This is a genomic window from Ruegeria profundi (genome assembly GCF_020171505.1).
In the GTDB taxonomy this organism is placed as follows: Bacteria; Pseudomonadota; Alphaproteobacteria; order Rhodobacterales; family Rhodobacteraceae; genus Ruegeria; species Ruegeria profundi.
Genome location: NZ_JAIUZS010000003.1, coordinates 461829 through 488665 on the forward strand (window position 1 = coordinate 461829; position 26837 = coordinate 488665).

General features: G+C 56.6%; 22 protein-coding genes and 1 riboswitch. Of the genes, 16 read left to right on the forward strand and 6 right to left on the reverse strand.

Features of this window, described 5'->3' with window-relative positions; translation table 11 throughout:
- Positions 1-133: 133 nt before the first annotated feature.
- Complete coding sequence (locus LCM21_RS08255) at positions 134-1099, reverse strand: pyridoxamine 5'-phosphate oxidase family protein (protein ID WP_224890178.1); 966 nt, start codon at positions 1097-1099, stop codon at positions 134-136.
- 67 nt (positions 1100-1166) lie between these two features.
- Entirely contained in the window at positions 1167-1790 is a 624-nt protein-coding gene (locus LCM21_RS08260) for a glutathione S-transferase family protein (RefSeq protein ID WP_224890179.1), read from the reverse strand.
- Positions 1791-1915: 125 nt separating this feature from the next.
- On the opposite strand from LCM21_RS08260, the gene LCM21_RS08265 reads away from it, so the two are divergent.
- The 3 genes from LCM21_RS08265 to LCM21_RS08275 all read left to right on the forward strand — a co-directional run bounded on the left by LCM21_RS08265 (position 1916) and on the right by LCM21_RS08275 (position 5566).
- Entirely contained in the window at positions 1916-2803 is an 888-nt protein-coding gene (locus LCM21_RS08265) for a LysR family transcriptional regulator (RefSeq protein ID WP_224890180.1), read from the forward strand.
- 138 nt (positions 2804-2941) lie between these two features.
- A riboswitch (cobalamin riboswitch) is annotated at positions 2942-3145 on the forward strand.
- An 82-nt stretch (positions 3146-3227) separates the two neighbouring features.
- Positions 3228-4481 (forward strand): aromatic ring-hydroxylating oxygenase subunit alpha, encoded by a 1254-nt coding sequence (locus tag LCM21_RS08270; RefSeq protein WP_224890530.1) that lies wholly within the window; start codon positions 3228-3230, stop codon positions 4479-4481.
- A gap of 5 nt (positions 4482-4486) precedes the next feature.
- Positions 4487-5566, forward strand: coding sequence for an FAD-binding oxidoreductase (locus LCM21_RS08275; protein ID WP_224890181.1), 1080 nt, complete (start codon positions 4487-4489; stop codon positions 5564-5566).
- Positions 5567-5786: 220 nt separating this feature from the next.
- Here the strand turns inward: LCM21_RS08275 and dld are convergent, their stop codons facing one another.
- Together dld and LCM21_RS08285 are read right to left on the reverse strand one after the other, a co-directional pair.
- Positions 5787-7484, reverse strand: coding sequence for a D-lactate dehydrogenase (gene dld / locus LCM21_RS08280; protein WP_224890182.1), 1698 nt, complete (start codon positions 7482-7484; stop codon positions 5787-5789).
- Between the two features lie 18 nt (positions 7485-7502).
- Complete coding sequence (locus tag LCM21_RS08285) at positions 7503-8654, reverse strand: alpha-hydroxy acid oxidase (RefSeq protein ID WP_224890183.1); 1152 nt, start codon at positions 8652-8654, stop codon at positions 7503-7505.
- 371 nt (positions 8655-9025) lie between these two features.
- On the opposite strand from LCM21_RS08285, the gene LCM21_RS08290 reads away from it, so the two are divergent.
- Both LCM21_RS08290 and LCM21_RS08295 read left to right on the forward strand, forming a co-directional pair.
- On the forward strand, positions 9026-10438 hold the full coding sequence (locus LCM21_RS08290; protein ID WP_224890184.1) for a GMC oxidoreductase: 1413 nt from the start codon (positions 9026-9028) through the stop codon (positions 10436-10438).
- Complete coding sequence (locus LCM21_RS08295; RefSeq protein WP_224890185.1) at positions 10435-10890, forward strand: hypothetical protein; 456 nt, start codon at positions 10435-10437, stop codon at positions 10888-10890. The genes LCM21_RS08290 and LCM21_RS08295 overlap by 4 nt, the downstream gene beginning before the upstream one ends.
- Before the next feature lie 378 nt (positions 10891-11268).
- Here the strand turns inward: LCM21_RS08295 and LCM21_RS08300 are convergent, their stop codons facing one another.
- Positions 11269-12162 carry a MurR/RpiR family transcriptional regulator gene (locus tag LCM21_RS08300; protein WP_224890186.1) on the reverse strand — a complete coding sequence of 298 codons (894 nt, stop codon included), beginning with the start codon at positions 12160-12162 and terminating at the stop codon, positions 11269-11271.
- A 292-nt stretch (positions 12163-12454) separates the two neighbouring features.
- On the opposite strand from LCM21_RS08300, the gene LCM21_RS08305 reads away from it, so the two are divergent.
- Positions 12455-13765: a cyanophycinase gene (locus LCM21_RS08305; protein ID WP_224890187.1), complete on the forward strand. Its 1311-nt coding sequence runs from the start codon at positions 12455-12457 to the stop codon at positions 13763-13765.
- 147 nt (positions 13766-13912) lie between these two features.
- Here LCM21_RS08305 and LCM21_RS08310 read toward each other — a convergent pair whose 3' ends face one another.
- On the reverse strand, positions 13913-14695 hold the full coding sequence (locus tag LCM21_RS08310) for an IclR family transcriptional regulator (protein WP_224890188.1): 783 nt from the start codon (positions 14693-14695) through the stop codon (positions 13913-13915).
- Positions 14696-14863: 168 nt separating this feature from the next.
- On the opposite strand from LCM21_RS08310, the gene LCM21_RS08315 reads away from it, so the two are divergent.
- From LCM21_RS08315 to LCM21_RS08360, 10 genes are all read left to right on the forward strand, one after another.
- Positions 14864-16000 (forward strand): TAXI family TRAP transporter solute-binding subunit, encoded by a 1137-nt coding sequence (locus tag LCM21_RS08315; protein WP_224890189.1) that lies wholly within the window; start codon positions 14864-14866, stop codon positions 15998-16000.
- A 97-nt stretch (positions 16001-16097) separates the two neighbouring features.
- Positions 16098-18056: a TRAP transporter permease gene (locus tag LCM21_RS08320; RefSeq protein ID WP_224890190.1), complete on the forward strand. Its 1959-nt coding sequence runs from the start codon at positions 16098-16100 to the stop codon at positions 18054-18056.
- On the forward strand, positions 18056-19549 hold the full coding sequence (locus LCM21_RS08325) for a class I adenylate-forming enzyme family protein (RefSeq protein WP_224890191.1): 1494 nt from the start codon (positions 18056-18058) through the stop codon (positions 19547-19549). Before LCM21_RS08320 ends, LCM21_RS08325 begins: the two co-directional genes overlap by 1 nt.
- A gap of 39 nt (positions 19550-19588) precedes the next feature.
- Positions 19589-20773 carry an acyl-CoA dehydrogenase family protein gene (locus LCM21_RS08330; RefSeq protein ID WP_224890531.1) on the forward strand — a complete coding sequence of 395 codons (1185 nt, stop codon included), beginning with the start codon at positions 19589-19591 and terminating at the stop codon, positions 20771-20773.
- Between the two features lie 3 nt (positions 20774-20776).
- Positions 20777-21856, forward strand: coding sequence for an acyl-CoA dehydrogenase family protein (locus LCM21_RS08335; RefSeq protein WP_224890192.1), 1080 nt, complete (start codon positions 20777-20779; stop codon positions 21854-21856).
- Positions 21853-22239: a PaaI family thioesterase gene (locus LCM21_RS08340; protein WP_224890193.1), complete on the forward strand. Its 387-nt coding sequence runs from the start codon at positions 21853-21855 to the stop codon at positions 22237-22239. Before LCM21_RS08335 ends, LCM21_RS08340 begins: the two co-directional genes overlap by 4 nt.
- Before the next feature lie 40 nt (positions 22240-22279).
- Positions 22280-24367 (forward strand): 3-hydroxyacyl-CoA dehydrogenase NAD-binding domain-containing protein, encoded by a 2088-nt coding sequence (locus LCM21_RS08345; RefSeq protein ID WP_224890194.1) that lies wholly within the window; start codon positions 22280-22282, stop codon positions 24365-24367.
- Between the two features lie 10 nt (positions 24368-24377).
- Complete coding sequence (locus LCM21_RS08350) at positions 24378-25556, forward strand: acetyl-CoA C-acyltransferase (RefSeq protein ID WP_224890195.1); 1179 nt, start codon at positions 24378-24380, stop codon at positions 25554-25556.
- 401 nt (positions 25557-25957) lie between these two features.
- Positions 25958-26260 (forward strand): hypothetical protein, encoded by a 303-nt coding sequence (locus tag LCM21_RS08355; RefSeq protein WP_224890196.1) that lies wholly within the window; start codon positions 25958-25960, stop codon positions 26258-26260.
- 41 nt (positions 26261-26301) lie between these two features.
- Positions 26302-26523 (forward strand): hypothetical protein, encoded by a 222-nt coding sequence (locus tag LCM21_RS08360; RefSeq protein ID WP_420854633.1) that lies wholly within the window; start codon positions 26302-26304, stop codon positions 26521-26523.
- The last annotated feature ends 314 nt before the right edge of the window (positions 26524-26837 follow it).

The following is a 26837-nucleotide window of genomic DNA, read 5'->3' on the forward strand; positions in this document are numbered from 1 at the left end:
TCCAGAGCAGTTCACAGATGCGGTCCCCGATTGCCAAGATCATCGAAGTCAGCGTGCGAATTGCCGGGAGAGATATACTTGAAACGCTCTATCCGCAGGCATGACATAGCAGGATCGTTCAGCCAGACGCCACCTAGACCGCCTTCCAGCTATCTTCCTTCAGGCTGAAAGGAGAAAACTCGAGGAACTCGGCGCGGAACGGCAGCGCGTCATAGATGCGCAGCCCATGGTCCAGATGAAACCGCCAGCCCCTGTTTGCACCTTTGAAGCCCGCGATATCGGGGTGGCCATCGGCCAATACCTCTACAGTGCCCGTCAGCATCAGGGTATCTCCTGTCTGATAGTCCGGAAACAGCAGGCCGGCCTTTGGGTTCAACAGAAAATTGCCCAGAGTATTGAAAAAGTTGTTGCCGGCAAAGTCCGGCACCAGCAGGCTTTTGCCCTCAACTTTGACGAACCCGGCCCGTCCGCCCCGGTGCGAGACATCAACGCCCGCCTGATCCGGCGTGTTTGCGTGGCTTGCGACGTAGAACGCATTGCTCTCTGCGATCGCGTCCCGCGCCCGTGCATCCAATTCAACAAAGCGGTCGTTTGCAGGACGGGCTATGACGGCCTTTGGATCGCGGACGAACGAAACGTCATGCGTTTGAATATATTTCGGGCAATTGCCGAAGGACTGCACCACATCCAGCGAAAACCCATGATCCCCGACCGTACCCACGGTCGCCGTGGCTCGGTTGCGACGACGAGTGGACAGCTCAATCCCAAGAACACCGATCGGTGCTCCTGCCTGTAATGCGGGGTTGAGCGGGTCGTCCGCCAAGGGTCGCGCATCAATGTCCAGACGTCGGTCATGTGGCGTCTGTATGAACCCCGGACGGCCCGAGATCATTGACGCCCACGGCCAGCCATCGGCGTCGACGCTGCCCAAGACCAGAAAGGGAAGCTTGCCAAAGAATTCTCGATGCTGGTCGGGCATGAACGGACGAATGAACTTGCGACCGAACTCCTCGATCCTATCCCGCCTACCAACGCGAGATTGCATCTCACGCTCGCCAGCATGAAAAGGCGATGTCATTTCAGTGGCTTGATCGTTCATGGCAGACCTCGTGTGTTGTGGGATTGAAGGCCAGTCGCGGGTGCGACTGACCTATGGCGTAGTGGGATCAGGCTGCGTTCAAGCCAACTGCGGTGCTTGGCATGGGGACAAATCCATCCAGCGCCTCGACATTGGCCAGAAGGCGAAGCACATTCGCGTAAGGTTCAAGCGATATGCCACCCTCGGGCGCATGAGCTGTGTAGCTGTAGATTGCAACATCCGCGATGGTTGGCGCATCGCCGACCAGCCAGTCGCGGCCCTCCAAGTGGTCATCCAGCTTTTTCAGAACATTAGCCGCAGTGGCATGGGTAAACTCCATGTTCAAAGGTGCGTTGAACACGTTGATCAGACGCGCGGCGGCAGGGCCGAACGCAATCTCACCCGCTGCGAGGGTCAGGAATTTCTGCACCTCGGCTTCACCGACAGGATCAGAAGGCAGGTAGGAAGGCGCATACTTCCGGGCCAGATAGACCAAAATGGCGTTGCTGTCGCTTACAACCACGTCGCCGTCTTGCAATACGGGCACCTGACCCGCCGGGTTGAGCGTCAAGAACGGCTCGCGCTTGTGCTCACCACCCGCAAGATCCACGTCGATAACGTCGTGTTTAATCCCGGCAAGGTTGGCGAACAGACGGACCCGGTGCGAGTGACCGGATAGAGGGAAGCTGTGAATTTGGATCGTTTCGGACATCTGGAAACTCTTTCTCTGATTGAGGGTTTGGGCTGTTGATCAGCATCTGTGCCCCAGACATAGTTTGCTTTCACTTGGGCGATAATATATCAATTTGGTGAATTACTATGAACGCAGTGTAGATAATGGATACGATTCAGGGCATGCGAGCCTTTGCGGCGGTGGCAGCACATTCGTCGTTTACAGAAGCCGCAAAACAGATCGGTATCAGCACCAAACTGACCAGCAAATATGTTGGCCAGTTGGAGGATCATCTGAATGCGCAGCTTTTCAACCGGACCACGCGAAGCGTCACCCTGACCGACACTGGGCGATCTTACTACGAACGCTGTCTGCCTCTGCTGGAGCAGTTCGATGAACTGGAAAGCCTTGTCCAGCAACGCCAGACAGAATTGGCGGGGCGCATACGGATTACTGCGCCGACGGGCTTTGGCTCGGCCGAATTGATTCATCTGTTAAAACCCTTTCAGACCGAGCATCCAAAGGTCTCGATTGAACTGCACCTGTCAGATCACCATGTTTCGATGGTTGAGGAAGGCTTCGATCTGGCCATTCGGTTCGGCGTTTTGAAGGAGTCGAACCTTGTCGCACGCAAGCTGACGGACATGCGGATTGTGTGCTGCGTATCACCCGAATACCTGACGCAGCACGGGACACCAAAAGAACCGGCCGCACTGGCAACCCATAATTGCCTGCTTCAGACCACCGGCAGTTTTTCTGACCACTGGGCGTTCAAAGCAAAAGGTCGAGAATACACGGTTCCGGTTTCGGGCAACTTCCGCGCAAACTCACCGCGTGCTGTTGCACATATGGCTGCGGATGGGCTGGGGATCGGGCGGATTCCGCTTTATACGGCGCAGTCCTTTTTGGACACAGGAAAACTGCAACTTCTGTTCGAAGAGCAAGAGGCTTTATCGCTGGGCCTTTACGCGGCCTACCCGCAAAACCGCCACCTGACCGCACGTATTCGTGCGTTGATCGACCACCTTGCGGCGCAGTTTCGCGGGGTTTGAAAACGGCGTTTCGATTACAAGCCTTCGCATCGGTACACAATTCGCACCGCAGGCAGACATTTTCACCAAGCAGTACACCGGCGTGTCTGTTTCAGAGCGGAAAATGTCGCAAGTATTTCAGCGCTGGATTAGGCTTGAAATAACTTACGGCCACGAGGTGCCGCCATTTGATTCTCAGGTGGCGGAGAATTGGGAAGCCGGTGCAAATCCGGCACTGCCCCCGCAACGGTAACGAAGGTCAGGCTCAGCAATCAACCACTGGGAGGAGGATCCCGGGAAGGTGCTGAAACCGGGCGCAAGCCCCTTCCAAGTCCGGAAACCAGCCTCTCTGATATGTCAAACTGCGGGTGGCGGTGGGGGCACGGGTTTCGGACGCGGTCCTCACGCGCCTCCGGACTGGTCCCTCTTGTCATCTGCCCAAGCAATGCCGCGGGGCGCGGCAGGAGAGCCAGAAGTGAACAGAATTCAAAGCCTGTTGGCGCGTCGAAATCCGGCATATGCCCTGGAACAGGCATTCTATACCGACCCCGAGATTTTTCGGACCGACCTTGAAACAATCCACTACAGCGACTGGCTGTTTGCCATTCCGGCATGTGAATTGGTCAAAGCAGGCGACTACGTCACATATAACGTCGGTGCCTATCGCGTGATCATCGTGCGCGGTGCTGACAATCAAATCCGGGCGTTTCATAACACCTGCCGTCATCGCGGATCGGTGATCTGCAAAGCGTCCAAGGGCAATGCACCCAAGCTGGTCTGCCCCTACCACCAGTGGACCTATGAGCTTGATGGCTCTTTGCTGTGGGCGCGGGACATGGGTGCTGATTTCGACCCCAAGCAGCATGGCTTAAAGACAGTGCACTGCCGCGAGCTGGCCGGTCTGGTCTATATTTGTCTGGCAGAGGACGCGCCGGACTTTGATACGTTCGCCAATATCGCAAGGGCCTATCTCGAGCCACATGACCTGGGCAATGCCAAGGTGGCTTTCGAAAGCTCTATAATCGAGAACGGGAACTGGAAGCTGGTTTGGGAGAACAACCGTGAGTGTTACCACTGCGGAGGGAACCACCCTGCGCTGTGCCGCACTTTCCCCGATGATCCGACCGTTACCGGCATCGAAGGGGGCACTCTGCCAACGCATTTGCAGACCCATTTCGACCGCTGCGAAGCCGCAGGGCTGCCGTCACAATTTTACCTGCACGAGGATGGGCAGTACCGTCTGGCCCGGGTGCCCCTGAAGGAAGGGGCCCAGAGTTACACGATGGATGGCAAATCCGCCGTGCGCCGCTGGTTGGGCCGATCACCCTTTGCCGATGCGGGATCGTTGTTGAAATTCCATTATCCGACCACGTGGAACCATTTTCTGGCGGACCATTCCATCGTTTTCCGCGTGACACCAATCAGCCCCACGGAAACCGAAGTCACGACAAAATGGCTTGTCCATAAGGATGCCGTCGAAGGCGTGGACTATGACCTGAAACGCCTGACCGAAGTTTGGGAAGCGACCAATGACGAAGACCGCCGGGTGGTTGAGGATAACCAGCAGGGTATCAACAGTCCGGCCTATGTGCCCGGACCCTATTCTGCGATACAGGAATCCGGCGTTTTGCAATTTGTCGATTGGTATTGCGCAACTCTGACGCGCCGATTGATCCCTGACGCTGTTGCTGCGGAGTGACGGTTATGGACGTTGTGACCTCGGCAACAGCCGTCTGGCAGGACAGTGAAAGTTTGGAATGCGTCTCGGTCGTGCCCGAAATGCCAAATACTGCCAGCTTTACATTTCGGGCCCCTTCTGGCGCCCTGTTCAGCTACGAGCCCGGGCAATTCCTGACGCTGGAAATTCCGGCACCGGGTCAGCCGGGCGGCGTTGTGCATCGCACCTATACAATCTCATCATCGCCTTCACGGCCCAGATCGATCACGATTACGGCCAAGGCGCAGTCCAACAGCATCGGCACGCGCTGGATGCTGGACAACCTGCAACCCGGCATGCGGATCAAAGCCATTGGCCCGGCAGGTTTGTTCACGAATGCCGAGAGTTCCTCCGGCAAATACCTGTTCATCTCGGCCGGTTCAGGCATCACACCCTTGATGTCGATGACAACCTGTATGTGGGATGAAGGGCGCGCGCTGGACGTTGTGTTCATCAATTGCGCCAAACGACCGTCAGAAATTATCTTTCGCCAGCGGTTAGAGCAAATGGCCAGCCGGACACATGGGCTGAACTTGAAATTTGTCGTCGAGGAACCCGACCCGTACCGCCCCTGGACCGGGTATCAAGGCCAGTTCAACCAACTGATGCTGGGCCTGATGGCACCGGACTATCTGGACCGTGAGGTGTATTGCTGCGGTCCCGAGCCCTTTATGCAAGCTGTGCGCGATGCGCTGGCCGGTCTGGGCTATGACATGGAAAACTACCACCAAGAGAGTTTCGGCGCACCCGTAGAGACCGAGGCGCAGCAACCGGAACTGGATGATGTTGTTCCCGACGACGACACCAGTGCCGAAATTCTTTTCGCAAGCTCCGGCGTCAAGGCGAAGGTGGCCGAAACCGATACGGTTCTGGTGGCTGCACGGTCTGTTGGTCTGAATATCCCATCAGGCTGTACGTTCGGCGTATGTGGAACTTGCAAGGTCAAGAAGCTTAAGGGTGACGTCCACATGGTCCACAATGGCGGCATTTCAGAAGATGATATTGAGGCCGGGTACATTCTGGCCTGCTGCTCGAACCCGATCGGAAAGGTCGAAGTCGAAGTCTGACAAACAATACTGGCGCGGGCGTCTTGAGACGCCTCCGCCAATTGGCGTTGCCCGAACTGTGAATACCGCCTGAGAGCGGGATCGCCCGCAACACGCCAGCTCTGCGCTTGCTTTCCCAAGCCGAAGCTGGTGCGCGGGTTTCAAACACTGCTGCGTTCATCGCCCGTGTTGCGGATGCACTGCGAACAGCTTGACGTGCGCCCAATTCACGCGAAAACGCTTACGCAGCACTTTCTTCACCGTAATTGCGTGACTTTGACATTTTGCCAATCCCCGGGTTGAACGAATTGGTCGGATCGCAGCGTTTGTAATGTGCCACCAGATCAGGCTTGGCCTCGTACAGGTGGCCAACATTGTGTTCTGCAGGGTATTCCGCTCCGCGTTCATCCAGAATTTTCAACATCGCAGCCTTGATCTTTTTGGGGTCACATCCCTTTTTGACGATGTAATCCTGATGCATCACATGGCACATCAGGTGGCCGTAGTAGACTTTGCCCAAAAGCTGATCCGTGATCTCGGCGGGCAGAGTTTCGAACCAGTCACGGTCATTGCGACGTAGCGCGATATCCAGCGCCAAGATCTCTTCGACCTCAGCCGCATGAACGTGGCCATACCGCACGGCGGCACCAGCGGCGGCAAACCGATGCAATCCAGCGATCTTGGCTTCGCGCGGTGTACATATGACGAACTCCGCACCGCGGTTTTCGAAGAAGCCGGGCAGAAACTCCGCTGCCTCTTCGATACCGCCATCGTGCATTTTCAGGATGAGGTGGTGTTCGTACTTGTCACGAAACTCATGCAGGAATTTCGGCAGATGCTCGGGCCATAGGCGCGAGGCAATCTGCATGAACTTGTCCGTAAACCCTCGGGTCAAGGCGAACTTGTTCAGGCGCGAATCCACCGCGCCCTTCAATGCAAAAAACAACGGAAGCCTGTCGGTTCCTAGCTTGTCGATCATCACCAGCGTGTCCTTGCCGTATTTCGCGGCAATGTCGAAACACTCGCGGTGTACGTATTCGGCCGAAACCGGCAAGGTTTCGAAGTTTTTCAGGATGTGACGCCGCAGTTCTGTCAGGTCAGCGGGGTCGTTTGTTCCGATATAGAAAACCTGCTCGCGGTCATAGGTCGGGAATGTGTCAAGCCGGACCGCGAAAACTGCCAGCTTGCCCGCGCAGCCGGACGCCTCAAACAACAGGCGATCATCGTTGTTATAGCGCGACGGTGTATCCGCATCGACATCGCGCAAGATCGTAGTGTAATCCGGATCCGAGGCGTTGCGGCCCTCGGGCGTGGGGGCGTTCTTATCGAAATCTCCAGCTTCAAGCCGCGTCAGGATTTCCTCGGGAGAGTTGCCCAGATCCAGACCAAGATGGTTCACAAGCGTCAGTTCGCCATCTGCGGTGATCTTGGCAAAAAGGGCCAGCTCGGTATAGCTGGGGCCGCGCTCGCATAGCGAGCCGCCCGAGTTGTTGCAAACCCCGCCCAGGATCGAAGCGCCGATGCTGGACGAGCCGATTACGGAATGGGGTGTCCGCCCCAACGGGCGCAGCTGCTTTTCCAGCTCAAACAGTGACGCGCCCGGAAAACTAAGCACCTGCTGCCCGCCTTGCAAAAGGTGCAAAGCATTCATTCGGCTCACATTGATTAAAACAACGTCGCGGTCATAGCCACCCTTGGGTGTGGACCCTTCTGTCAGGCCGGTGTTTGAGGCTTGCATGATGACGATCTTATCGGCCGTGACACAGGCCTGCAGCACCTTCCACTGTTCCAGCAGGCTACCGGGTTGAACGACACACAGCGCCTGACCCTCGCCCGAGCGAAAGCCGCGTCGGAACCTTTCAGTCGCGCGCTCTCCGGTCAGGACGTGGCGCGATCCGACGATCGAGCGAAAGAGTTTGATCAATGCGTCATTGGTCATTTCGGCTCTTGCCTCTGACTAGGTTGTTCGAAAGCGGATATTCTCGCGGCTCAGTTGGTCGACGCTGGTGACGCCCATAAGTTTCATGTCGCGTTCAATCTCGGCACGCATCAGACCCAAGGCCCGCTCTACCCCCGCCTGCCCTGCCGCAGCCAAAGGATAAAGATAATGCCGCCCAACGCCAACTGCTTTGGCCCCAAGCGACAGTGCTTTCAGAACATGGGTTCCGCGTTGCACACCGCTGTCCATCATCACATCCAGCTTATCACCAACCGCGTCCACGATCTCGGACAGTTGATCAAAAGGCGTGCGTGACCCGTCAAGCTGACGGCCACCGTGGTTTGACAGGATGATACCGGTGCACCCAACCTCGGCTGCACGCTTGGCATCTTCGACAGTCATGATGCCCTTCAGGCAGAACTGTCCATCCCAATCGCGCACCATCTGGGCCACATCATCCCAGTTCATCGACGGGTCCAGCATATCGGTAAAATACCCACCAATCGAGCTGGCACCACCGCCCATATCCACATGCTCTTCCAACTGCGGCAGGCGGAATTTCTCATGCGTTACGTAGTTGATCCCCCACATCGGCTTGATAGCAAACTGGATCATGCCGCCCAGCGTCAGGCGGAACGGGATCGAGAAGCCGGTGCGTAGGTCACGCTCGCGATTTCCACCAGTGATACTGTCGACGGTCAGCATCATGACCTCGACCCCGGCCTCTTTCGCGCGTTGCATCATGGCCGCGTTCAAACCGCGATCCTTGTGGAAATAGAATTGATAGACCTGCGGGTTCTTGTGTTTTTGCCGAAGTTCCTCAAGCGAGACTGTACCCAACGAGGAGACGCCGAACATAGTCCCGTACTTCTCGGCCGCTGCCGCAACGGCGCGCTCCCCCTGATGGTGGAACAGGCGTTGCAATGCTGTGGGCGAGCAATAGACCGGCATATCCAGTTTCTGCCCCATCACGGTAACGGACATGTCCACATCCGACACCCCGCGCAAGACGGAAGGCAAGAGATCGCAGCGTTCAAACGCGATGGTGTTTTCGCGGTATGTCACCTCATCATCCGCGCCACCGTCGATATAGTTGAAAATTGGCCCCGGCAGCCGCTGCTTGGCCAGTCGCCGAAAGTCGTGGAAGTTATGGCATTGGCTCAGACGCATATTTCACGCTCCGTAACAGGCGACCCAAGGCAGCCGACTGGCAAGGAATGGCAAGAGAAGGGCCAACGCCAAACCGACCAACTGCGGCACCACCAAGGGTATGACGCGTTTTTGCACACGCATCAACTTGATCCGGGGCTGGCAGAGGCATTTCACCAATATTCACACAAGGCGAACCGGCCGCGCTTGGGACTTGATCCGTTGCTGCAAAAGTCTGAGGCAACAATCTGCGCGGCGTCTGTCAATTGTCTCGTAAAAATTCGACATATCAGTGTGATTTGACAAACCACAGCCGCAGGGTAGGCTGGTGTCACGAAGGCCGTTGTACGATTGATTTTGTTTTGCGCCTCTTCAGAGGCTTGGGTGTATAGATGAATCGCATTGAACTTGCGGAGGTCGCGTCCCGCGAATGGGATGTGGTCGTTGTCGGTAGCAGTTTTGCTGCAATGTTTTTTGCACATGCTTTGCCGATGGATTTGGACGTTCTTGTCATTGAAAAAGGTGCGTTTCGTTCTCACGACGCGCAGCTTCGGGATGGCTGGGGCGTCAGGGAAACAATCGCGCAACGCAACACTTCGGGTTTTGAAAAAAAATGGCTGAGTTTTTCAGTCTTCGGCGGGAATTCCAACTATTGGCATGGGGACACGCCGCGATTTCACCCAGATGATTTCCAGATGAATTCACTGTTTGGCGTCGGGATGGACTGGCCATTCGGTTACGATGATCTTAGCCCTTATTATGAGCGGGCCGAAACTTTGATGGAAGTTGCTGGCGGCAAGTCAAACCACATTATACCGCGCGCCAATCCGCATCCCTATCCGCCGCATCCAATGTCCCGTTCCGACAAGGTTCTGCGGAATTACAGCCCGTCGTGGGTTCCGCTGCCGACCGCGCGCGCGAATGGTGGAACGCGGCCAAATTGTTGCGCGAACGGCGTATGCCGTATTTGCCCGGCAGGCGCAAAGTTCACGATCCTGAACGGTTTTGATCAGCTTGCACATCCGCGGGCCAGCTACGTGTTGGAAACAGAGTTCCGAGAGTTGGTGATCGAAGGTGGTCGGGCAACACATGGCATATTGCGTGGACCGAACGAGCAAGAGATCAAGGTCAAAGGCAGCATGTTCGCGCTGGGGGCCAATGCCATCTTCAACACTGCCATTCTGCTACGCTCCGGTGTGACGTCACCGGCGCTGGGACGGTATCTGCATGAGGAAGCCTCTCAGAGGGTGGTTGTCGATACGGCCACGATCAAGAACTACTTTGGCGGCACCTCTGAAACCAGCCACGGATATCATTTCTATCACGACACCGACCGATCGGAAGCCGCCGCTGTGCTGATCGAAAGCACGAACGCAACGCCCAACATTCGCGAGGAATTCGGGAAATGGACCAACAGGTTGGTGCTGACTCTTGCGGCCGAGGATTTGCCTCTTGCCGAAAACAAGGTTCTTCTTGAAAATGACGTTCCGGTCGTCGAGTGGACGGGCCACCATCCTTATGCATACAAGGGATTGCAGCGCGCTTTGGAGGGTCTGCCGGGCATCATTCCGGACACTCTCGACGGTATGACAGTCAGCGGCATTTTACCCAGCCAGGCCCACATCCAGGGCACGCACCGCATCAGTACCGATCCTGCAGAAGGGGTCGTGGATGAATATCTAAGGCTGCACGAGGTTCCGAACGTCTTTGCTTTGGGCGCCGGGGCGTTTCCGACCTGCTCACCGGCGAATCCGTCCCTGACTCTGTCTGCATTATCCTTACGCGCGGCGGAGGTAGTACGATGATGATTTCAAGACGTGGCGCATTGCTTGGAGGCGTATGTCTGGCAACCGTGATCGGCGGGCTTCGGTTTGCCCTTCAGCCGGGCGCGATCAAAGCCCACGCGCAGCAGGTCATCGCGCGCGTTTATGGCCCGGAAATCGCCGAAAAGCCTGCAACTGAGGAGTTCACAAGCGCCTATGAGAGCTTTTTGATCAACAAGGGTATGCCCGGTCACGTTGCCAATGCAATCTTCAACCTGAAGGGGGGAAATCTTCCCTACGTGGATGACGAAAGGGCGAAACTGGATAGAAGTATTGTTGTCAAATTCGCGACCTCAACCAATGTCGTGCTTTCAACTGAGACCGGATCGGACCTGGAGTTTTTCGGAATTTTCCACCCAATCACAAATAGCTGCATCAATCAATTGTCACACAATGGACTGGTCTGGGCAGAACCGATCGCACAATCCGGGTAAGCTCCGCCAGATTGCAGGATGCTCGGTCAAGGCCACTACTACGCAGGACTGTCGAGAAGGTTCGACAGTATCCGCCACATCGACAAGAAACGGTGGAACAATCGGACTGCAAGCGAATATGCAGCGTTGAAAGGACTACCGAGTATCTTCGGAGTTTTCGTCCCCTAAACTCCGCCGCATAAACTCCGCATGTCCTTGGGGCCATCCGCACAGTCAAGAACCACCTTATCCACAACATGAAAACAGACGCTCAGGAAGAGATCGAGCTTATGTACAAAACGTTCGCTCTGGCCGCATGAAACCTATGAGATCGGAAACCACGCGACCAGAACGCGTTCATGTAATTGTCCAGATTAGTCAAAGCTTGGCTTATTTGTTCTATCCCGAGACAAAGCGCGCCAATGCTGTCGCAAGCTTTTCTGACCGCTTGATGTTTTCCGCGTCAGAAATGATGAACTCGCTGACCAATGCCTCGATCAGGGCCAGGCCCGGCAACGATGAGGAGGACAGGACAGGGTGTGCGGCTGGGGCGAGAAGCAGCTCGCTGCAGTGCGGAACAATCGGGGCCACACTTGCGTCGGTCAGGCCCAAAACACGCGCACCGTTTTCCTTGCAATACCGCGTTAATGGCACAACGTCTGCGGAATACCGGGGGAAGGTGATCGCAATCAGAAGATCAGACTCTGAAACTGCCACAAGCCGGGCTGCGGCGGCCTCGGTTCCGCCAAGGTCGACCACGCTGTGCACCCCTTCGCGATAGGGTTGCAGCCCGAGACTGAGTATCGCAGCCAGATGTGCGCTCAGACCAAATCCCATCACCCAGACCTGCCGCGCATCTGCGATCAACTTGCACGCGGTAGAAATGGCACGAAGCATCTCGGCATCAGTCAGCACCTGCATTTGCGCGTTGGCCGAGGCCAGGCTTTCACCAGCTGCCCCCGGACCCGGACCCGGCGCGCTAAACCTAAGCCCAAGCTTCGACACCGGTACGATCAGTTCATGCACGGCGTCAGCGACTTGGGCGCGAAACTGGGCATAGCCGTCGACGCCAATCTCCTTCACATAACGGCTGATCGTCGCGGCCGAGACTCCTGTCGCCGCCGACAAATCTTCGATACCGCGCGTCGCAACAAAGACCGGATCTTGAAGGATCAGGTCCGACAGCCGGCGCTGCGACGCCGACCCTTCGGTCTTAAGCACCGTGATGCGCCGCCCGATTTCAGACTCTGCGAACTTCTGGTCAGCAGAGACCGACCAGGCTTGAGTTGACATTTTTTCTTTCATTTTGTATTCGATGAAAAATAATCAATCATACTATAAACCAGCGACCAATGGCACTCAAGAGCCGACGCCTGGTGGATGCGTACCGTAGTGGTGCCATCAAACAGGGCCTCAAACACGGAATCAAGACAATGGGCACCCGCCATGCTTATGCCATGGCGCTCTGGCAGGCGTTAGCTGACGTAACGCCTGCACCCGTTGTCACAACGGGGTCACTTTGGGCGCGGGACGACTGGAACCATCGCCGCCGGGCGTATCCCGGCTACTTAAGGGAGAGAAGACCGTGACAACTACTAAAAATATCATCCAGATGACCGGCCCTATGGCGCGTCGCAGCATTATGGCAATCGGCCTGGCCGCAACTGCGGCCTTGGCTTGGATGCCCGCTGCGCCTGCCTTGGCCGATAGCAATTCTGGCGGCGGTCTTTTACTTGTCGGCGGCGCGCTCCGCGCATCCAACACGGCCGTTTACGAGCGTTTCATTTCGATGGCCGGTGGCGTTGATACTGCGCGTATCGGCGTGATCCCGGCCGCGTCGGGCAAGCCTTATCGCAACGCTCGCAAATTCCTGGATGAGATGGCCGCGTTGGGTATTTCCGAGGACCGACTGATCCTTTTGCCAATTTCCGTCAAAGACGACAGCAAGACTGACGAGGACGAATCGACTTGGGTAGACAATGGCGACAACCCAGAGGTCGTGGCCCAGATAGACGGGCTAAGCGCGATCTGGATGATCGGCGGGGACCAGATGCGTTTGCGCCAAACGCTTCTGAACGCCGAAGGCAAAGCACGACCCGCGGCCGAAGCGATGTCACGCGTTCTGGCACGCGGCGGTGTGATCGGCGGCACCAGCGCTGGCGCGGCGATCATGAGCCAGGCTATGATCGCCTCGGGCGACAGCTATTCCGCGCTAACGGTGGGTTTCGCCGATACCTACGGGTCATCCGCGGAACAGGATTATGGCCCGGTCTGGCTTGATACCGGTCTTGGCATTTTTGAACATGGCGTGATCGACCAGCATTTCGACCGCCAAGCCCGCTATGGCCGTCTGGTTGCCACCACCTACAAGCACCGCGACACCACACCGCTTGGGTTCGGGATCGAGGAGAATACCGCACTTGTCGTGACCGGCAACACCGCCGAAGTGCTGGGCAGCGGCGGAGTACACGTGATCGATGTGCGCGGCGCTGAGCGCAGCGAGGATGGCAGCTATGACAACGTCCGCGTCAGCTTTTTCCAACAGGGCGATGGCTGGACCTTTGGCGAAGGCTTTGTGAACACCTCCGGGAAATACGATACAATTGGTGGCGACGAGTATTTCCAGACCCCCGATCCGGCCGTCTCTGGCGTTTTCAGCCGCAACGCCACGCTAAAGCACTTTGTCTCTTATGACTTGGTAGACAACGCCTCAGCCAGCGAAGTCGTGACGTACCTGTTCAACCCACGGATTTCCGACAAAGGGTTCGAGCTGCGCTTTAGCCAGGACGAGAACACCAAGGGCTATTGGAAGGCGCTGGATGGACAGGCCGACAGTTATGCCTACACCGATGTACGTCTTGACATCACGCCAGTCACGGTCGCGATCTCAAAGTAACCACCCAGGACCCCGGAGGCTCTTTCCCGTCTCGCCGGGGTCCATCCCAAACCTTTTCGGGTTCGGCAGATCACTATGAAACAAGTCGGCTTTGCTGCACACGCCAAATGACGCTCTCAGCGCGTTGCCAGTAGCAGACGCGCGATGCTATTTGGATGAAAGCTGCTTACCCGCTACCATTAGCCGTTCCGCGTAGTCATTCTCCAACTCTTCGGGTGAGACAAGGAAAGACGGACCACCGACGTTGAGGCCGTAGATCGTCGAGCCATCCAGCGACGTCACAGGAACAGCGATTGCGTTGATCTCTTTCTTCCAGTCGCCAAAGCTGCGCACATAGCCAAGCGTTTCATAGTCGCCTACGGCAATATCGACACTCGCCTGGATGCGGGCCTTTTGCTCCGGGAACTCCGCAACCCCTAACGAAACAGCCGCTGCCCTTGCATCTGGCTTAAGGCGGGCAAGTATGGCCCGTCCAACAGCGGAGTAAAAAAGAGGCAACCGCGCGCCGACATAAAGCGACAATGTCACCGCTTGGGTAGACTTTTGCGTTGCAACGTAAATCGCTCGGTTTCCCACCTGCTCTGCCAGAGCAACGGTGACGTAGGGGTTGGGCCCGACGCTCAGCGCTTCCATTTCGGGCAGATAAAGTTCGCTGACACTCATGGCGGATAGCGCGCTGAAGCCCAGTTGCAACACCTTCGCGCCCAGCCGGTATTCCCCGGACTCAGGGTTACGAACCAAATGGCCGGTCCGGGTCAAAGTGTGTGTAAGCCGCGACACCGTAGGTTTCGCCAGACCTGATCGTGTGGCCAAAGCCGAATTCGAGAGGTAACGGCTTTGGCCATCAAAGGCGGAGAGTATATCCAGCCCACGCGCCAAGGCGGTTACAAATTGCCGATCAGTTTCTGCGTCGCCCTCAAATTTCTCCATACAACTTTTCTCCCAAATAATCGCGCCATCATTTCGCTATGCGAACCATATGTCAATATTTAGGCGCTGTTCATTCGTGCGTCAGCAAAAATCATTGACTGAATTGTCATTTTGCGAAAGATACGTTCGCATAGCGGACTTAGTTCGCGTTCGAGGAGGATCAATTCTATGAAGTTTCTGACTGCCGTGGCCGCCGCATTATTGGGTGTTTCGACAGCCGCAAGTGCTGCTGATCTCGATCTGCCGAAGCAGCTTTCCTGGACGGCCTACGGCACGGGAACCGCTGGCTACAATCAAGCCGTTGCCATTGGCGCCGCTCTGCAAACCGCCACCGGCACCAACCTTCGGATCTTGCCGGGTAAGAACGACGTGTCGCGGACAGAACCGTTGCGTCAGGGCCGGGTGCAATTCTCAGCCACAGGCGTAGGCGGCAGCTTCATGGCGCAAGAGGGCGTCTTCCAGTTTGGCGAGCAGAAATGGGGCCCGCAGCCCATACGTGTATTGTTGGCCAACTCCGGTGGCGCCATTAACCTTACGGTAGGAGTTGCAGGTGACTTGGGAATTCAGGAATTCTCTGACCTCAAGGGCAAGCGTGTTGCCTGGGTTACCGGAGCGCCGGCGCTCAACGCAAACACGACGGCTTATCTGGCCTACGCCGGTCTGACTTGGGATGACGTCGAGCGCGTAGATTTCGGTGGCTACTCCGCATCCTGGAAAGGCTTGATCGAAGGTCAGGTTGATGCGGCATTTGCTTCAACCAATTCGGGACCTGCTTACGAAGCAGCGTCTTCACCGCGCGGACTTTTTTGGCCTGAAATTGATGAGAACAACACCGAGGGTCTTGCACGCATGCAAGAAATCGCGCCGTTTTTCCAAACGAACACGGCCAAAGTTGGCGCGAATATCGACGGAACCGACGGTCACAAGGGCGCTGCGTATGCGTACCCGGTTCTCGTAACTACGGACGCGCAAGAAGATGCTCTCGTCTACAATATGACGAAGGCGATGATCGACCTTTACCCAGAGTATGACGGTAAAGCGCCAGGCATCGGTGGCTGGTCCATCGACAACCAGAACTTCGAATGGGTTGTTCCATACCACGAAGGTTCCATCCGCCTGTTCAAAGAGCTGGGTGTATGGACCGATGCGGCCCAGGCGCATAACGACGAACTCCTGCGTCGGCAGCAAGTTCTGCAAGACGCGTGGAACGAGTTGAAGGAAACAGGCGCTGACGACTGGACAACCGCGTGGGAAACCAAGCGTCGCGAAGCACTCAAAGCAGCCGGCCTTCAAGTCGTTTTCTAATCGATCAGACTGTATCTGCCTGGCCCGACAGAAAAGCTGGGCCGGGCTAAAACAATTCTCTGCGGCGCGCTGAACGTGCCGACAAAAAGGTCTTGTTATGCAAGAACTCGAAAACGAAGCCGGAACAGCTGAAACCTACGACACCGGGCGCAATCTGGCGCTGATCGTCGGCACAACTGGCGCAATTCTTCTTGTCGTTCACCAGTTGTTCAACATTCAGCTGTTTGGGATCGTGCTTTTGGATAGCAGGTATCTTGCCCTTCTCGCAGCCATCTTCCTGTCGCTGAGTTTTCTTGTCTTCAATCGTCGCGGAGAGCGCCTTGGACCGGTCGCCTTTTATGACTGGAGTCTTGCGACCCTCGCTCTTGCCAGCGGTTTCTATCTGGCTTGGGTGGCGAAACTCAATCTGTCCGAAGGCTGGGAATACGCAGCACCCCAAACGGCCCAATGGGTCGCCTATGTGTTCTTTGCCCTTGTCTTGGAAGCCACACGCCGAGCGGGCGGAAAAGTCCTGTTCGCAATCGTTGCCCTTTTTTCGCTTTATCCAACCTTCGCAGGACATGTTCCAGATCCGTTTTCCGGATTTCAGAGTACATTTTCGGAAGCGGTTGCCTATCACGTCTATTCCTCTGAAAGCATCTTTGGCATTCCTATGCGCGCGTTTGGGGGTGTGGTGATCGGCTTCATAATCTTTGGCGCCGTGCTACAACACACGGGCGGCGGGCAGTTCTTCAACGATCTCGCCCTTGCCCTTGTCGGCCGATACCGCGGTGGTGCCGCTAAGGTTTCGATCTTTGCCAGCGGGTTCATGGGTTCGATGTCTGGCAGTGTGATTTCCAACATCCTGACAACCGGCGCGGTATCGATCCCGGCGATGCGTCGTACTGGCTTCTCAGCGAAGACAGCCGCAGCGACCGAGGCCTGCGCCTCGACAGGCGGTGTTTTAATGCCGCCGATCATGGGTGCGACCGCCTTTGTCATGGCCTCTTTCCTGTCGATGCCTTATGTCGAGATCGCCATTGCCGCCGCGATACCATCCCTGCTGTTTTACTTTGGGCTTTTTGTTCAGATTGACGCCTATTCCGCACGCCTTGGTCTGCGCGGCATGTCCGGGCCCGATCTGCCTCGACTAAATGCAACCTTGCGGGAAGGTTGGCCCTATGTGCTGGTTTTTGCAGTTCTGATTTTCATGATGATCGTGCTGCGCCAGGAAACTGCTGCACCTTTCTATGCGACTGTTCTGCTGCTGATCGTCAACCAAATTTTCCCCCGTCACCGCCTTACGGTAGCTGGCCTGATTGACGTTCTGAAACGGGTCGGAACCGGTTTGACCGAATTGACGGCAATCATTCTTGGCGTCGGATTGATTGTCGGCTCTTTCTCGGCCACCGGCCTTGCAGGTACGTTGGTCAACGAACTGCTGGCCCTGGCGGGAGATAACGTCTTTATCCTGTTGATCGCCGGTGCCATGACAGCCTTTGTCTTTGGCATGGGTATGACGGTAACCGCCTGCTATATTTTCCTGGCTGTGGTTCTTGCGCCCGCGCTGGAGGCAGGCGGCCTCAACATACTCGCGGTGCACCTTTTCATTCTTTATTGGGGCATGGTCAGCTACATCACACCTCCTGTGGCGCTTGGCGCCTATGCTGCGGCGACCATGGCGGGCACCAGTGCGATGAAGGCCGGATTGGAGGCCATGCGACTGGGTGGAGTTATCTACATCGCGCCGTTTTTCTTCGTGCTCAATCCTGCGCTCGTTGCGCAATCCCCGGCGATCGAAGTCTTTATCGCTGTAACCTGCGCCCTTTTGGGTCTGGCTTTGATCTGCATGGCGCTTCAGGGTTACGTTATCTTTTTAGGACCGCTTTCCGGCGCAGGCGAGTTTCCTTTGCGCTTTGTCCTTTTTGTTGCGGGGTTTTTGATTGCCCTGCCAGAAATGGACTATGTGGGCGTACCCTTCGGACCAAGCCTGATTGCTGGTATCCTCCTTGCGTTCCCACCCCTTTTCGTGGCCCTGCGGCGGCGCAGCACAGACCTTGCAGGAGAAAACACCTGATGAACCGGATCCACGAAATCCTGATTGCAGCGGATCAAGACGCTGTTGCCATTTCCGATTATGACGGTCGAGCCTACACATATGGCGAACTCAATGAGATGAGCCGGCAGGCCGCTGAACGCCTGATCGACCACGGCGTGCGTCCCGGAGACCGGGTGCTGCTTATCAGCGAAAACTGCGCGGCCTACCTTGTAGCGATCTTTGCGCTGAGCCGCCTTGATGCTTGGACGGTGCTGGTCAATGCACGCCTAACGGATACTGAAGTTCTGCGACTTTCTGAGCTGAGCGAGGCACGCTGTGCTCTATTTACGCCGGATGCGTCGCCAGCATCCGCGGCGCACGCTGATCGTATGGGCCGGGTCGATCTAAAACCTCTGGCTTGTGGATCGCTGACTGTATCCGCTATCCGCGACGCACCGGTCGAACCCGTCGAGCCTGACCGTTCGCAAACCGCGATCCTGATCTATACGACCGGCACCGTGGGTGAGCCAAAAGGCGTGATGCTGACTCATGGGAACCTTTTGTTTGTATCCCAACTTTCCGCCGACGCCCGTCGCCTTACGCCGTCAGATGTGATGCTAGCGGTGTTGCCGGGCACGCATATCTTTGGGCTTTCTTCTGTTTTTCTTGGTGCTGTTCGTGGCGGGACACGCCTGATCGTGCGCCCCCGTTTTGACGTGGACGATGTGATTGAGCAGTTGAAGACAGCGACGCTTTTCCCGGCCGTTCCCCAGATCTTTGCCGCAATCAACAAGCGTCTGCGCGAGCAGAAGGTCGAAAAAGCCGATCACAACCTGCGCTACATCTATGCTGGTGGTGCGCCTTTGGACATGGCGCTGAAAACGCAGACCGAGGACCTTTTTGGCCTGCCACTCCACAATGGTTACGGGCTTTCGGAATGTTCGCCAAGCGTGGCGCTTACACTGATGGACGCACCGCGCAATGACAGCGCCGTAGGGCCCCCGTTGCCGGGTGTTGATGTCCGCCTTGAAAACCCAAATGACGACGGGGTCGGCGAACTATGTGTCCGCGGCGAAAACGTCATGAAAGGCTATTTCCACAATCCTGAAGCCACACGCAAAGCCATGACAGACGACGGCTTTTTCCGCACGGGAGATCTGGCCAAGCAAGAGGAAGACGGCACACTGCATATCGTGGGCCGCGCGAAAGAGTTGATCATTCACTCTGGCTTTAACGTCTACCCGCCAGAGGTCGAGGCCGTATTGGCCGCGCATCCCGCCGTAACTTTAGCCGCAGTTGTGGGCCGCGCCCACGACAGCAACGAGGACGTGATCGGTTTTGTCAGCGCGCATGCAAAAGTATCTGAATCAGAGCTGCGTGATTGGGCCCGGGAACGCATGGCAGCCTATAAGGTACCGGCGCGCGTGATCGTCTCTGATGCCCTGCCGCAAGCAGCCACGGGCAAGATCATCAAGCACAAACTGTTGTCTCACTTTGCCGATGTTTTGGACAGCGCACCCAATGCGGAGTGAATGGCAAAGCCAACGGACACTGGCGCGAAAGGACATGAAATGAACCTGGATTACTCAGATACGGAAAAAGCCTTTCAGGCCGAAGTTCGCGCCTTTCTGGCGGAAAACCTGCCGAATGATCTCGTTGCAAAAACGAGCTCGGGCCGAGAGCTGACAAAAGAGGATATTGAGCGGTGGCACGCGATCCTGAACGCGCGCGGTTGGCTCGCGGCGACTTGGCCAGAAGAATATGGCGGCACCGGCTGGACCGTTGTTGAACGCCACATCTTTGCGGAAGAATGCGCCCTTGCTGGTGCGCCTCGTCTGCTGTCTTTTGGGCTTGCGATGCTGGGCCCTGTTCTGATCCGCTATGGCACAGACGAACAGAAGGCTGAATATCTTCCCCGTATTCTGGATGGCCGCGATTGGTGGTGTCAGGGCTTTTCCGAGCCGGGTGCCGGTTCGGACCTGGCAAGCCTAAAAACCCGTGCCGAGCGTGATGGCGATCATTACGTGATCAATGGCCAGAAAACATGGACAACCCTTGGTCAACACGCCAACCGCATCTTCTGCCTTGTGCGCACATCGCAAACGGCTAAGCCTCAGGAAGGGATCAGCTTTGTCCTTGTTGACCTGGACACGCCCGGCATCGAAATGCGCCCGATCCGTCTGATCGACGGTGGCCATGAGGTGAACGAGGTCTTTTTTACCGACGTGCGCGTGCCTGTCGCGAATATCGTCGGCGCGGAGAACGAAGGCTGGACAGTGGCGAAATATCTGCTGACCCACGAGCGTACCAACATCGCCGGTGTCGGCTTTTCGGCGCGTGATTTGGACCGCTATCATCGGATGGCAGCTGATGTGCGTCGCGATGGTGTGTCTTTAGCAGAGCACCCGCTTTTTGCAGCACAAGCAGTCGAACTTGAGGCGGATTTGGAAGCTTTGCGCGTGGCCAATCTGCGCGCTCTCGCGCGGACGCGGGATGGCGCAGCGAGCAGTATCGACAGTTCGCTGATGAAAATCCGCGGTACTCAGGTACGCCAAGGCATCTTGAGCCTTTATCGCTCGGCCCTTGGCCATGCGGCGGCGCCAGATGCAGAAAGCCTGTCAGACAATCAGATCGCCCTGCCACCCGAAGCCGCCCGCGCGGCCCCCGTTTATTTCAACAACAGAAAGCTGTCGATCTACGGCGGCTCTAATGAGATTCAGCGCAATATCGTCGCAAAGACACTGTTCAGGGACTAACCGATGAATTTTGAACGCAGCGAAGATCACGCCATGCTGGCCGATATGTTCGGCCGATTCTTGCAAGAAACCAGCACACCAGAGCGGCGCAACGACACGGCCTGGACAGCGCCTTTCTTTGATCAAACAGCCTGGTCGGAAATGGTTGAACTGGGGATACTCGGCGCATTTGTCTCAGAAGACCTTGGCGGATTGGGTGGCTCCGCCGAAGATGTTTCGGTGGTCTTTGAAGAAATTGGCCGTGCACTCAGTACCGATCCTTATCTGGGTACTCTTATGGGTCTGCGTCTTTTGGCCGAAAGCGGCGAAACAGATCTTGTCGAGCAGATCATGGCCGGTGCCTGCCGACCCGCCTTTGCTGTTTTTGAGCCGGAAATCTCGCAAGATCTTTCCCTAATCGGCACGGTCGCAGACGAAGATGGTAAGCTGACTGGCCGCAAATCCTCGGTTTACGGCGCACCGGGTGCCGACCTTTTGTTGATTGCTGCCCGAAACGATCAGGGTCTTGGCCTGTACCTGATAGAAGAGGTCACTTCTGTTCAAGTTCTCGCAGCACCTATGCAGGATGGTGGCGGTATCGCTGACCTGTTGCTTGAAGGAACCCCGGCAAGGCTTCTGAAAGCAGACAGTGCAGAACTTATCGAAGATGTGCTGGACTTGGGTCGCATCGCGCTGTGTGCCGAGGCCGTGGGCGCGATGGAAGCACTTGTCTCAATGACAACAGACTACCTGAAGCAGCGCAAACAATTTGGCCGTAGCATCGCCTCGTTCCAAGCCTTGCAACATCGTATTGTGGATATGACCATGTGGGTGGAACAAGCCCGGTCGATCACAATCCGTGCCGTTGCAAGCTATGGGACCGGAGATCAGCGTCGCCACACATCGATGGCAAAAAATCTGATTGGGCGCGCGGCTGAGCTCTGCGCCGAAGAGGCTATTCAGCTGCACGGCGGCATCGGTATGACGTGGGAATACCCGGGCGCACATTACGCGAAACGCTTGATCATGCTGGATCACCAACTCGGTGGGCGTCACGATCACGCAATGCGTCTGATTGCCATGAAAAAAGAGAGTGCGTCATGAACACAGATGACGAGTCCGCCGCCCAAAGCTTTGTTGGCTATGAGTCCAGCGTCTTCGGCCAAGGCAGCGGTATCTGCGCGCTGAACATTGGACCACAACACCTTAACAGAGTGAACGTGTTGCATGGCGGTTTCGTAGCCATGCTTCTGGATAATGGGTGCGGTCTGGCCGTTCGAAATGACAGCGGCGATCCCGATCGCGCGGTTCTCACCATGTCGCTGTCGGTGAATTACATCGCCCCTGCACGCTCTGGCCGGGTGGTTGCCACGGGCAATGTCACAGGTGGTGGCAAAAGCACCAAGTTTGCTTCGGCTGAACTGCGAACCGAGGATGGCACTTTGCTGGCGACGGCCTCGGGTGTTTTCAAACTGCTGCGAGAGTAAAACATTTCCACGCCATCACGGCACATCAACAGGACACACCATGACCTCTGTTGTCTCTTATGACGTTCAGGACGGTATCGCCGTTATTTCAATCGATAACCCCCCGGTAAATGCGCTTTCACAGCCCGTGCGGGCCGAGTTGCAGTCAATGGCGCGAAAAGCGTCCGATGAAGCGGCCGTTCAAGCCATTGTTGTGGCTTGCGCGGGCCGCACCTTTGTTGCCGGCGCTGACATTCGCGAATTCGGTAAACCGCCCGTTGAGCCTTTGCTGCCGGATGTCATCAACACGCTAGAGGCCATTCCCAAGCCAACCGTTGCAGCCCTGCACGGTACGGCCCTTGGTGGCGGTCTGGAATTGGCGCTTGGGTGTCATTATCGCGTCGCCACCGCAAAGGCACGCTTTGCCCTGCCCGAAGTCACGTTGGGCCTTCTGCCCGGCGCTGGTGGCACCCAGCGACTACCACGCCTTGTTTCGTTTGAGACGGCGATTGATATGATCACAACCGGCAAGCAGATTGGCGCTAAGGAAGCCGCCGCGCTTGGGCTTGTCGACCTCGTCACCGACGCAACAGATGTGACCGCCGCAGCCATCGCATTTGCAAAAGTCCTGGTGAAGGATGGCAAAGGCCCGCGCCCCGTCTCACACCTGGACGTAACACGCCATGATCCGTCGGTCTTTGATACGGCGCGCGCCAAACTGAGCAAAACCCGTGCGGGGCAGCTTGCCCCCCTCGCCTGCGTAGATGCGCTGGAGGCTGCGGCGAAGCTGCCCTTTGCCGAAGGTCTCAGTGCGGAACGCAAACTATTCCGAAAAATGATGGAAACGGATCAGCGAAGCGCACTGATCCATGCTTTCTTTTCGGAACGCAAAGTTGCAAAACTGCCAGAGCTCGAAGGCGTTGAACCGCGGAACGTGGCACAGATCGGCGTGGTTGGTGGCGGCACCATGGGCGCCGGTATCGCAACCTCAGCCCTTCTCTCGGGTCTTGATGTCACTTTGATCGAACGAGATACCGAGAGCGCTGAACGCGCGCATCAGACTGTCGCGCGCACGCTGGAAGGTTCGGTGAAGCGCGGCAAGATTGATCAGGCGAAGTTTGAAACGCTGATGTCCGAGCGGTTCCGCGCTGAAAGCGACTATGCGGCCCTGTCTGAAACAGATCTGGTGATCGAAGCCGTTTTTGAAAGCATGGAGGTGAAGAAAGATGTCTTCACCCAGCTTGACCGTGTTTGCAAACCGGGCGCTGTGCTTGCCAGCAACACCTCGTACCTCGATATTAACGAAATCGCCCAAGTCACGAGCCGCCCGCAGCACGTCATTGGCCTTCACTTCTTTTCTCCGGCTCATGTGATGAAACTGCTAGAGGTTGTCGTCGCAGACCAAACGTCGCCAGTGGTCACCGCGACAGGATTTGCCCTTGCAAAGACAATGCGCAAGATCGCAGTACGGGCGGGGGTCTGTGATGGGTTTATTGGCAATCGGATTTTGTCGCATTACAGAAAAGCCGTTGATGGCACCGTACTGGCAGGCGCAAGCCCATTTGCCGTTGATCGTGCCTTGAGGGAATTTGGCCTCGCCATGGGACCATTTGCCGTAAGCGACCTTGCAGGTTTGGATATCGGCTGGGCCACGCGCAAACGCCTCGCTCCTACACGCGACCCGCGTGAGACCTATGCCGAATTTGCGGATCGCATCTGCGAAGCAGGTCGTTTTGGCCGCAAGACCGGCCGTGGATTCTATATCTACGGTGAGGGCAGTCCAACACCTGACCCTGAAGTGGACGTCATCATTGCGGACGAACGTAAGGCCAAGGGCATCACGCCGCGCAAACTGGGTGACGGCGAAATTGTGGATCGCTTTATGGCGGCTATGATCAACGAAGCTGCACGCGTTGTCGCAGAAGGCATCGCCCAGCGTCCACTTGATGTGGATGTCGTCTTGCTCAATGGTTACGGGTTTCCCCGCTGGCGCGGCGGTCCTATGCACTATGCCGATGCTGTTAGCCCGGCAAAAATCCTTGATGATATCCAAAGGTTTGCAAAAGAAGATGCGTTCCTGTGGCAACCTGCCCCCCTACTCGAAAAGCTTGCCTCCGAAGGCAAGCTTTTTTCTAGCCTGAACGACTAAGGACATTTCCATGAAACAAGCAGTCATCGTCTCAACCGCCCGGACCGGTCTTGCAAAGTCTTATCGTGGTGCCTTTAACGAAACCCACGGTGCAACCATGGCCGGCCACGCAATCGAGCATGCGGTAAAGCGTGCAGGCGTCAACCCTGACCTTCTGGAAGATGCGTTCATCGGCTGCGGCTATCCCGAAGGCTGGACTGGCAGCAACATCGCGCGGCAGTCTGTTGTCCGTGCGGGTCTGCCCGTAACCGTGGCCGCCACAACAATTAACCGTTTCTGTTCGTCGGGTTTGCAGGCAGTGGCGATGGCCTCTCATGCAATCGTGCAGGAAGGTGTGCCGGCCGCAATTGCAGGCGGTGTGGAGAGCATCAGCCAGATGCCGCCGTCCAGACCACCGCAAGCGCAGGAAAGCTGGATTGTCGAAAACAAGCCCGAGCTTTATTTCAGCATGATCCAGACTGCCGACATCGTTGCCAAGCGCTATAACGTCAGCCGTGATGCGCAAGATGCGTTGGCCTTGGAAAGTCAGAAACGAACTGCTGCTGCGCAAGCCGCGGGAAAGCTGGACGATGAGATCGTGCCGATCACTGTCACCCAGGCGTTCAAAGACAAGGAAACAGGCGAAGTCACCCGCAAGGATGTGACCTTCAGTATGGATGATTGCAACCGTCCAAATACCACGCTCGAGGGTCTTGCAGGTCTCGCCCCCGTGCGCGGCGAAGGTAACTTCGTCACAGCGGGCAACGCGTCTCAGCTGTCGGATGGGGCATCTGCGCTTGTTGTGATGGACGCCGACGTGGCCGCTCGTGAAGGCATTGAACCGCTTGGCGCGTTCAGGGGATTTGCCGTTGCTGGCTGCGAACCAGATGAAATGGGTATTGGCCCTGTCTTTGCCGTACCGCGACTGTTGGAACGCCATGGCCTGAAGGTGAGCGACATAGACCTCTGGGAGCTTAACGAAGCCTTCGCAAGCCAAGCGCTGTATTGTCGGGACCGCCTGGAAATCGACCCGGAAATTTGCAATGTCAACGGTGGCTCAATCTCTATCGGTCACCCTTTTGGCATGACCGGGGCCCGCATGACAGGCCACCTGATGATCGAAGGCAGACGTCGCGGAGCGAAGTTGGGCGTTGTCACTATGTGCATCGGTGGCGGTCAAGGCGCCGCCGGGTTGTTCGAGATTTTCTGAGCGGGCATTTCTGGCGGACTGTTGCACTGTTCCGCCGTAAGACCCTGGTCCGAGCAAGAAAGGCCTCAAATGACCCGTTAGCCCGCGTTCAAAGTCAGCGTTTTCCGGCTGATGTCTACTTCGGGCGCGGGCAGACCATTCTGAAACATCCGGAAAAGATCAAACGGAGGACAATCGTGTCCAGGCGCTTGCTTCACTGCAAATCCGCAGCATAGTCGGACCAATCGGATTGGCCACACCCTCTCTTAGATCAAGCCGCAGCTTGTCGTCGAAGCTAATCGTAAAGGCGAACAGTGCACCGGCCAGAACCGCTGGCAACATCAGAGGCAGGGTGAAAATCCAGTCATCGGGAAGCGTTTCTGCAAGTCACCTTACCGCTAGCGCTGACCGATGCAGGTCGCTTGCTGTATCGTGAAGCTGTCGAGATCAACGGATCCGTGTTGCGTCTCTCGACCTTGCTACGAGACTTGACGGACGAGGTTCAGGGCAACATGAAGATCGCAGTTGCCAGCCACGTCGTGTGCCCCGTGCTCGATGACGCTCTGGCCCGTTTTCATGCAAACCATCCCGCTGCAACTTTCTCACTCGAAGTACATTCCAGCGCCGATGCCATTGCCGAGGTCGCGGTGAAACAGACCGCCTCCTGGATGTACTGCGACCGGTCACTGTCATCAGGGCTCAAGCCGAATTGGGGCAGAAGATAACCGGCGTCTCAAGCCATTTGGAAGAAGTCCGGCGCATGATTATGGCCGGTCTTGGTATCTGCCCCCTCGCCCTGCACGTTGCGGCCCGGGATGTCCGCGATCAGCAACTTTGGCAGGTTCCTCTTTACGAAGGTCTGCCCGCCATCGACGTTCACGTTGTCTGGAACCCGGCCACGGTCAAAAACCGAGCTGAGGAATTGCTGCTGCAGGAAATCCTGACCGCAATTGAAACAACACCAATGGAAGTACGCACTTACCGCTGAGTTTTGCACTCAACCGTATTGCTGCAGTCGGACAGCTGTTTCTTTGGATGAGTGTCCAACAGCGCGTGTGAGTTGCCACGTTAAGCGTCGTTCGATTGCTACTGTTATTATTTGGACGTGGGTGGCATCGATGAATTCATCATCCATCAGCTACAAGAGGCACCGGTTTCCTTGTCAGATCATTGCGCACGCGGTGCAGCCCCATGTTTCTGGCCATGTCAGCAGTTCTGTGTCTGGCTTTCCTGATCACGAAAAAAGTCGGCGTATCGAATCCGGACACGAACTAACTCATACCTTTTCTGACCAGGCGTCTT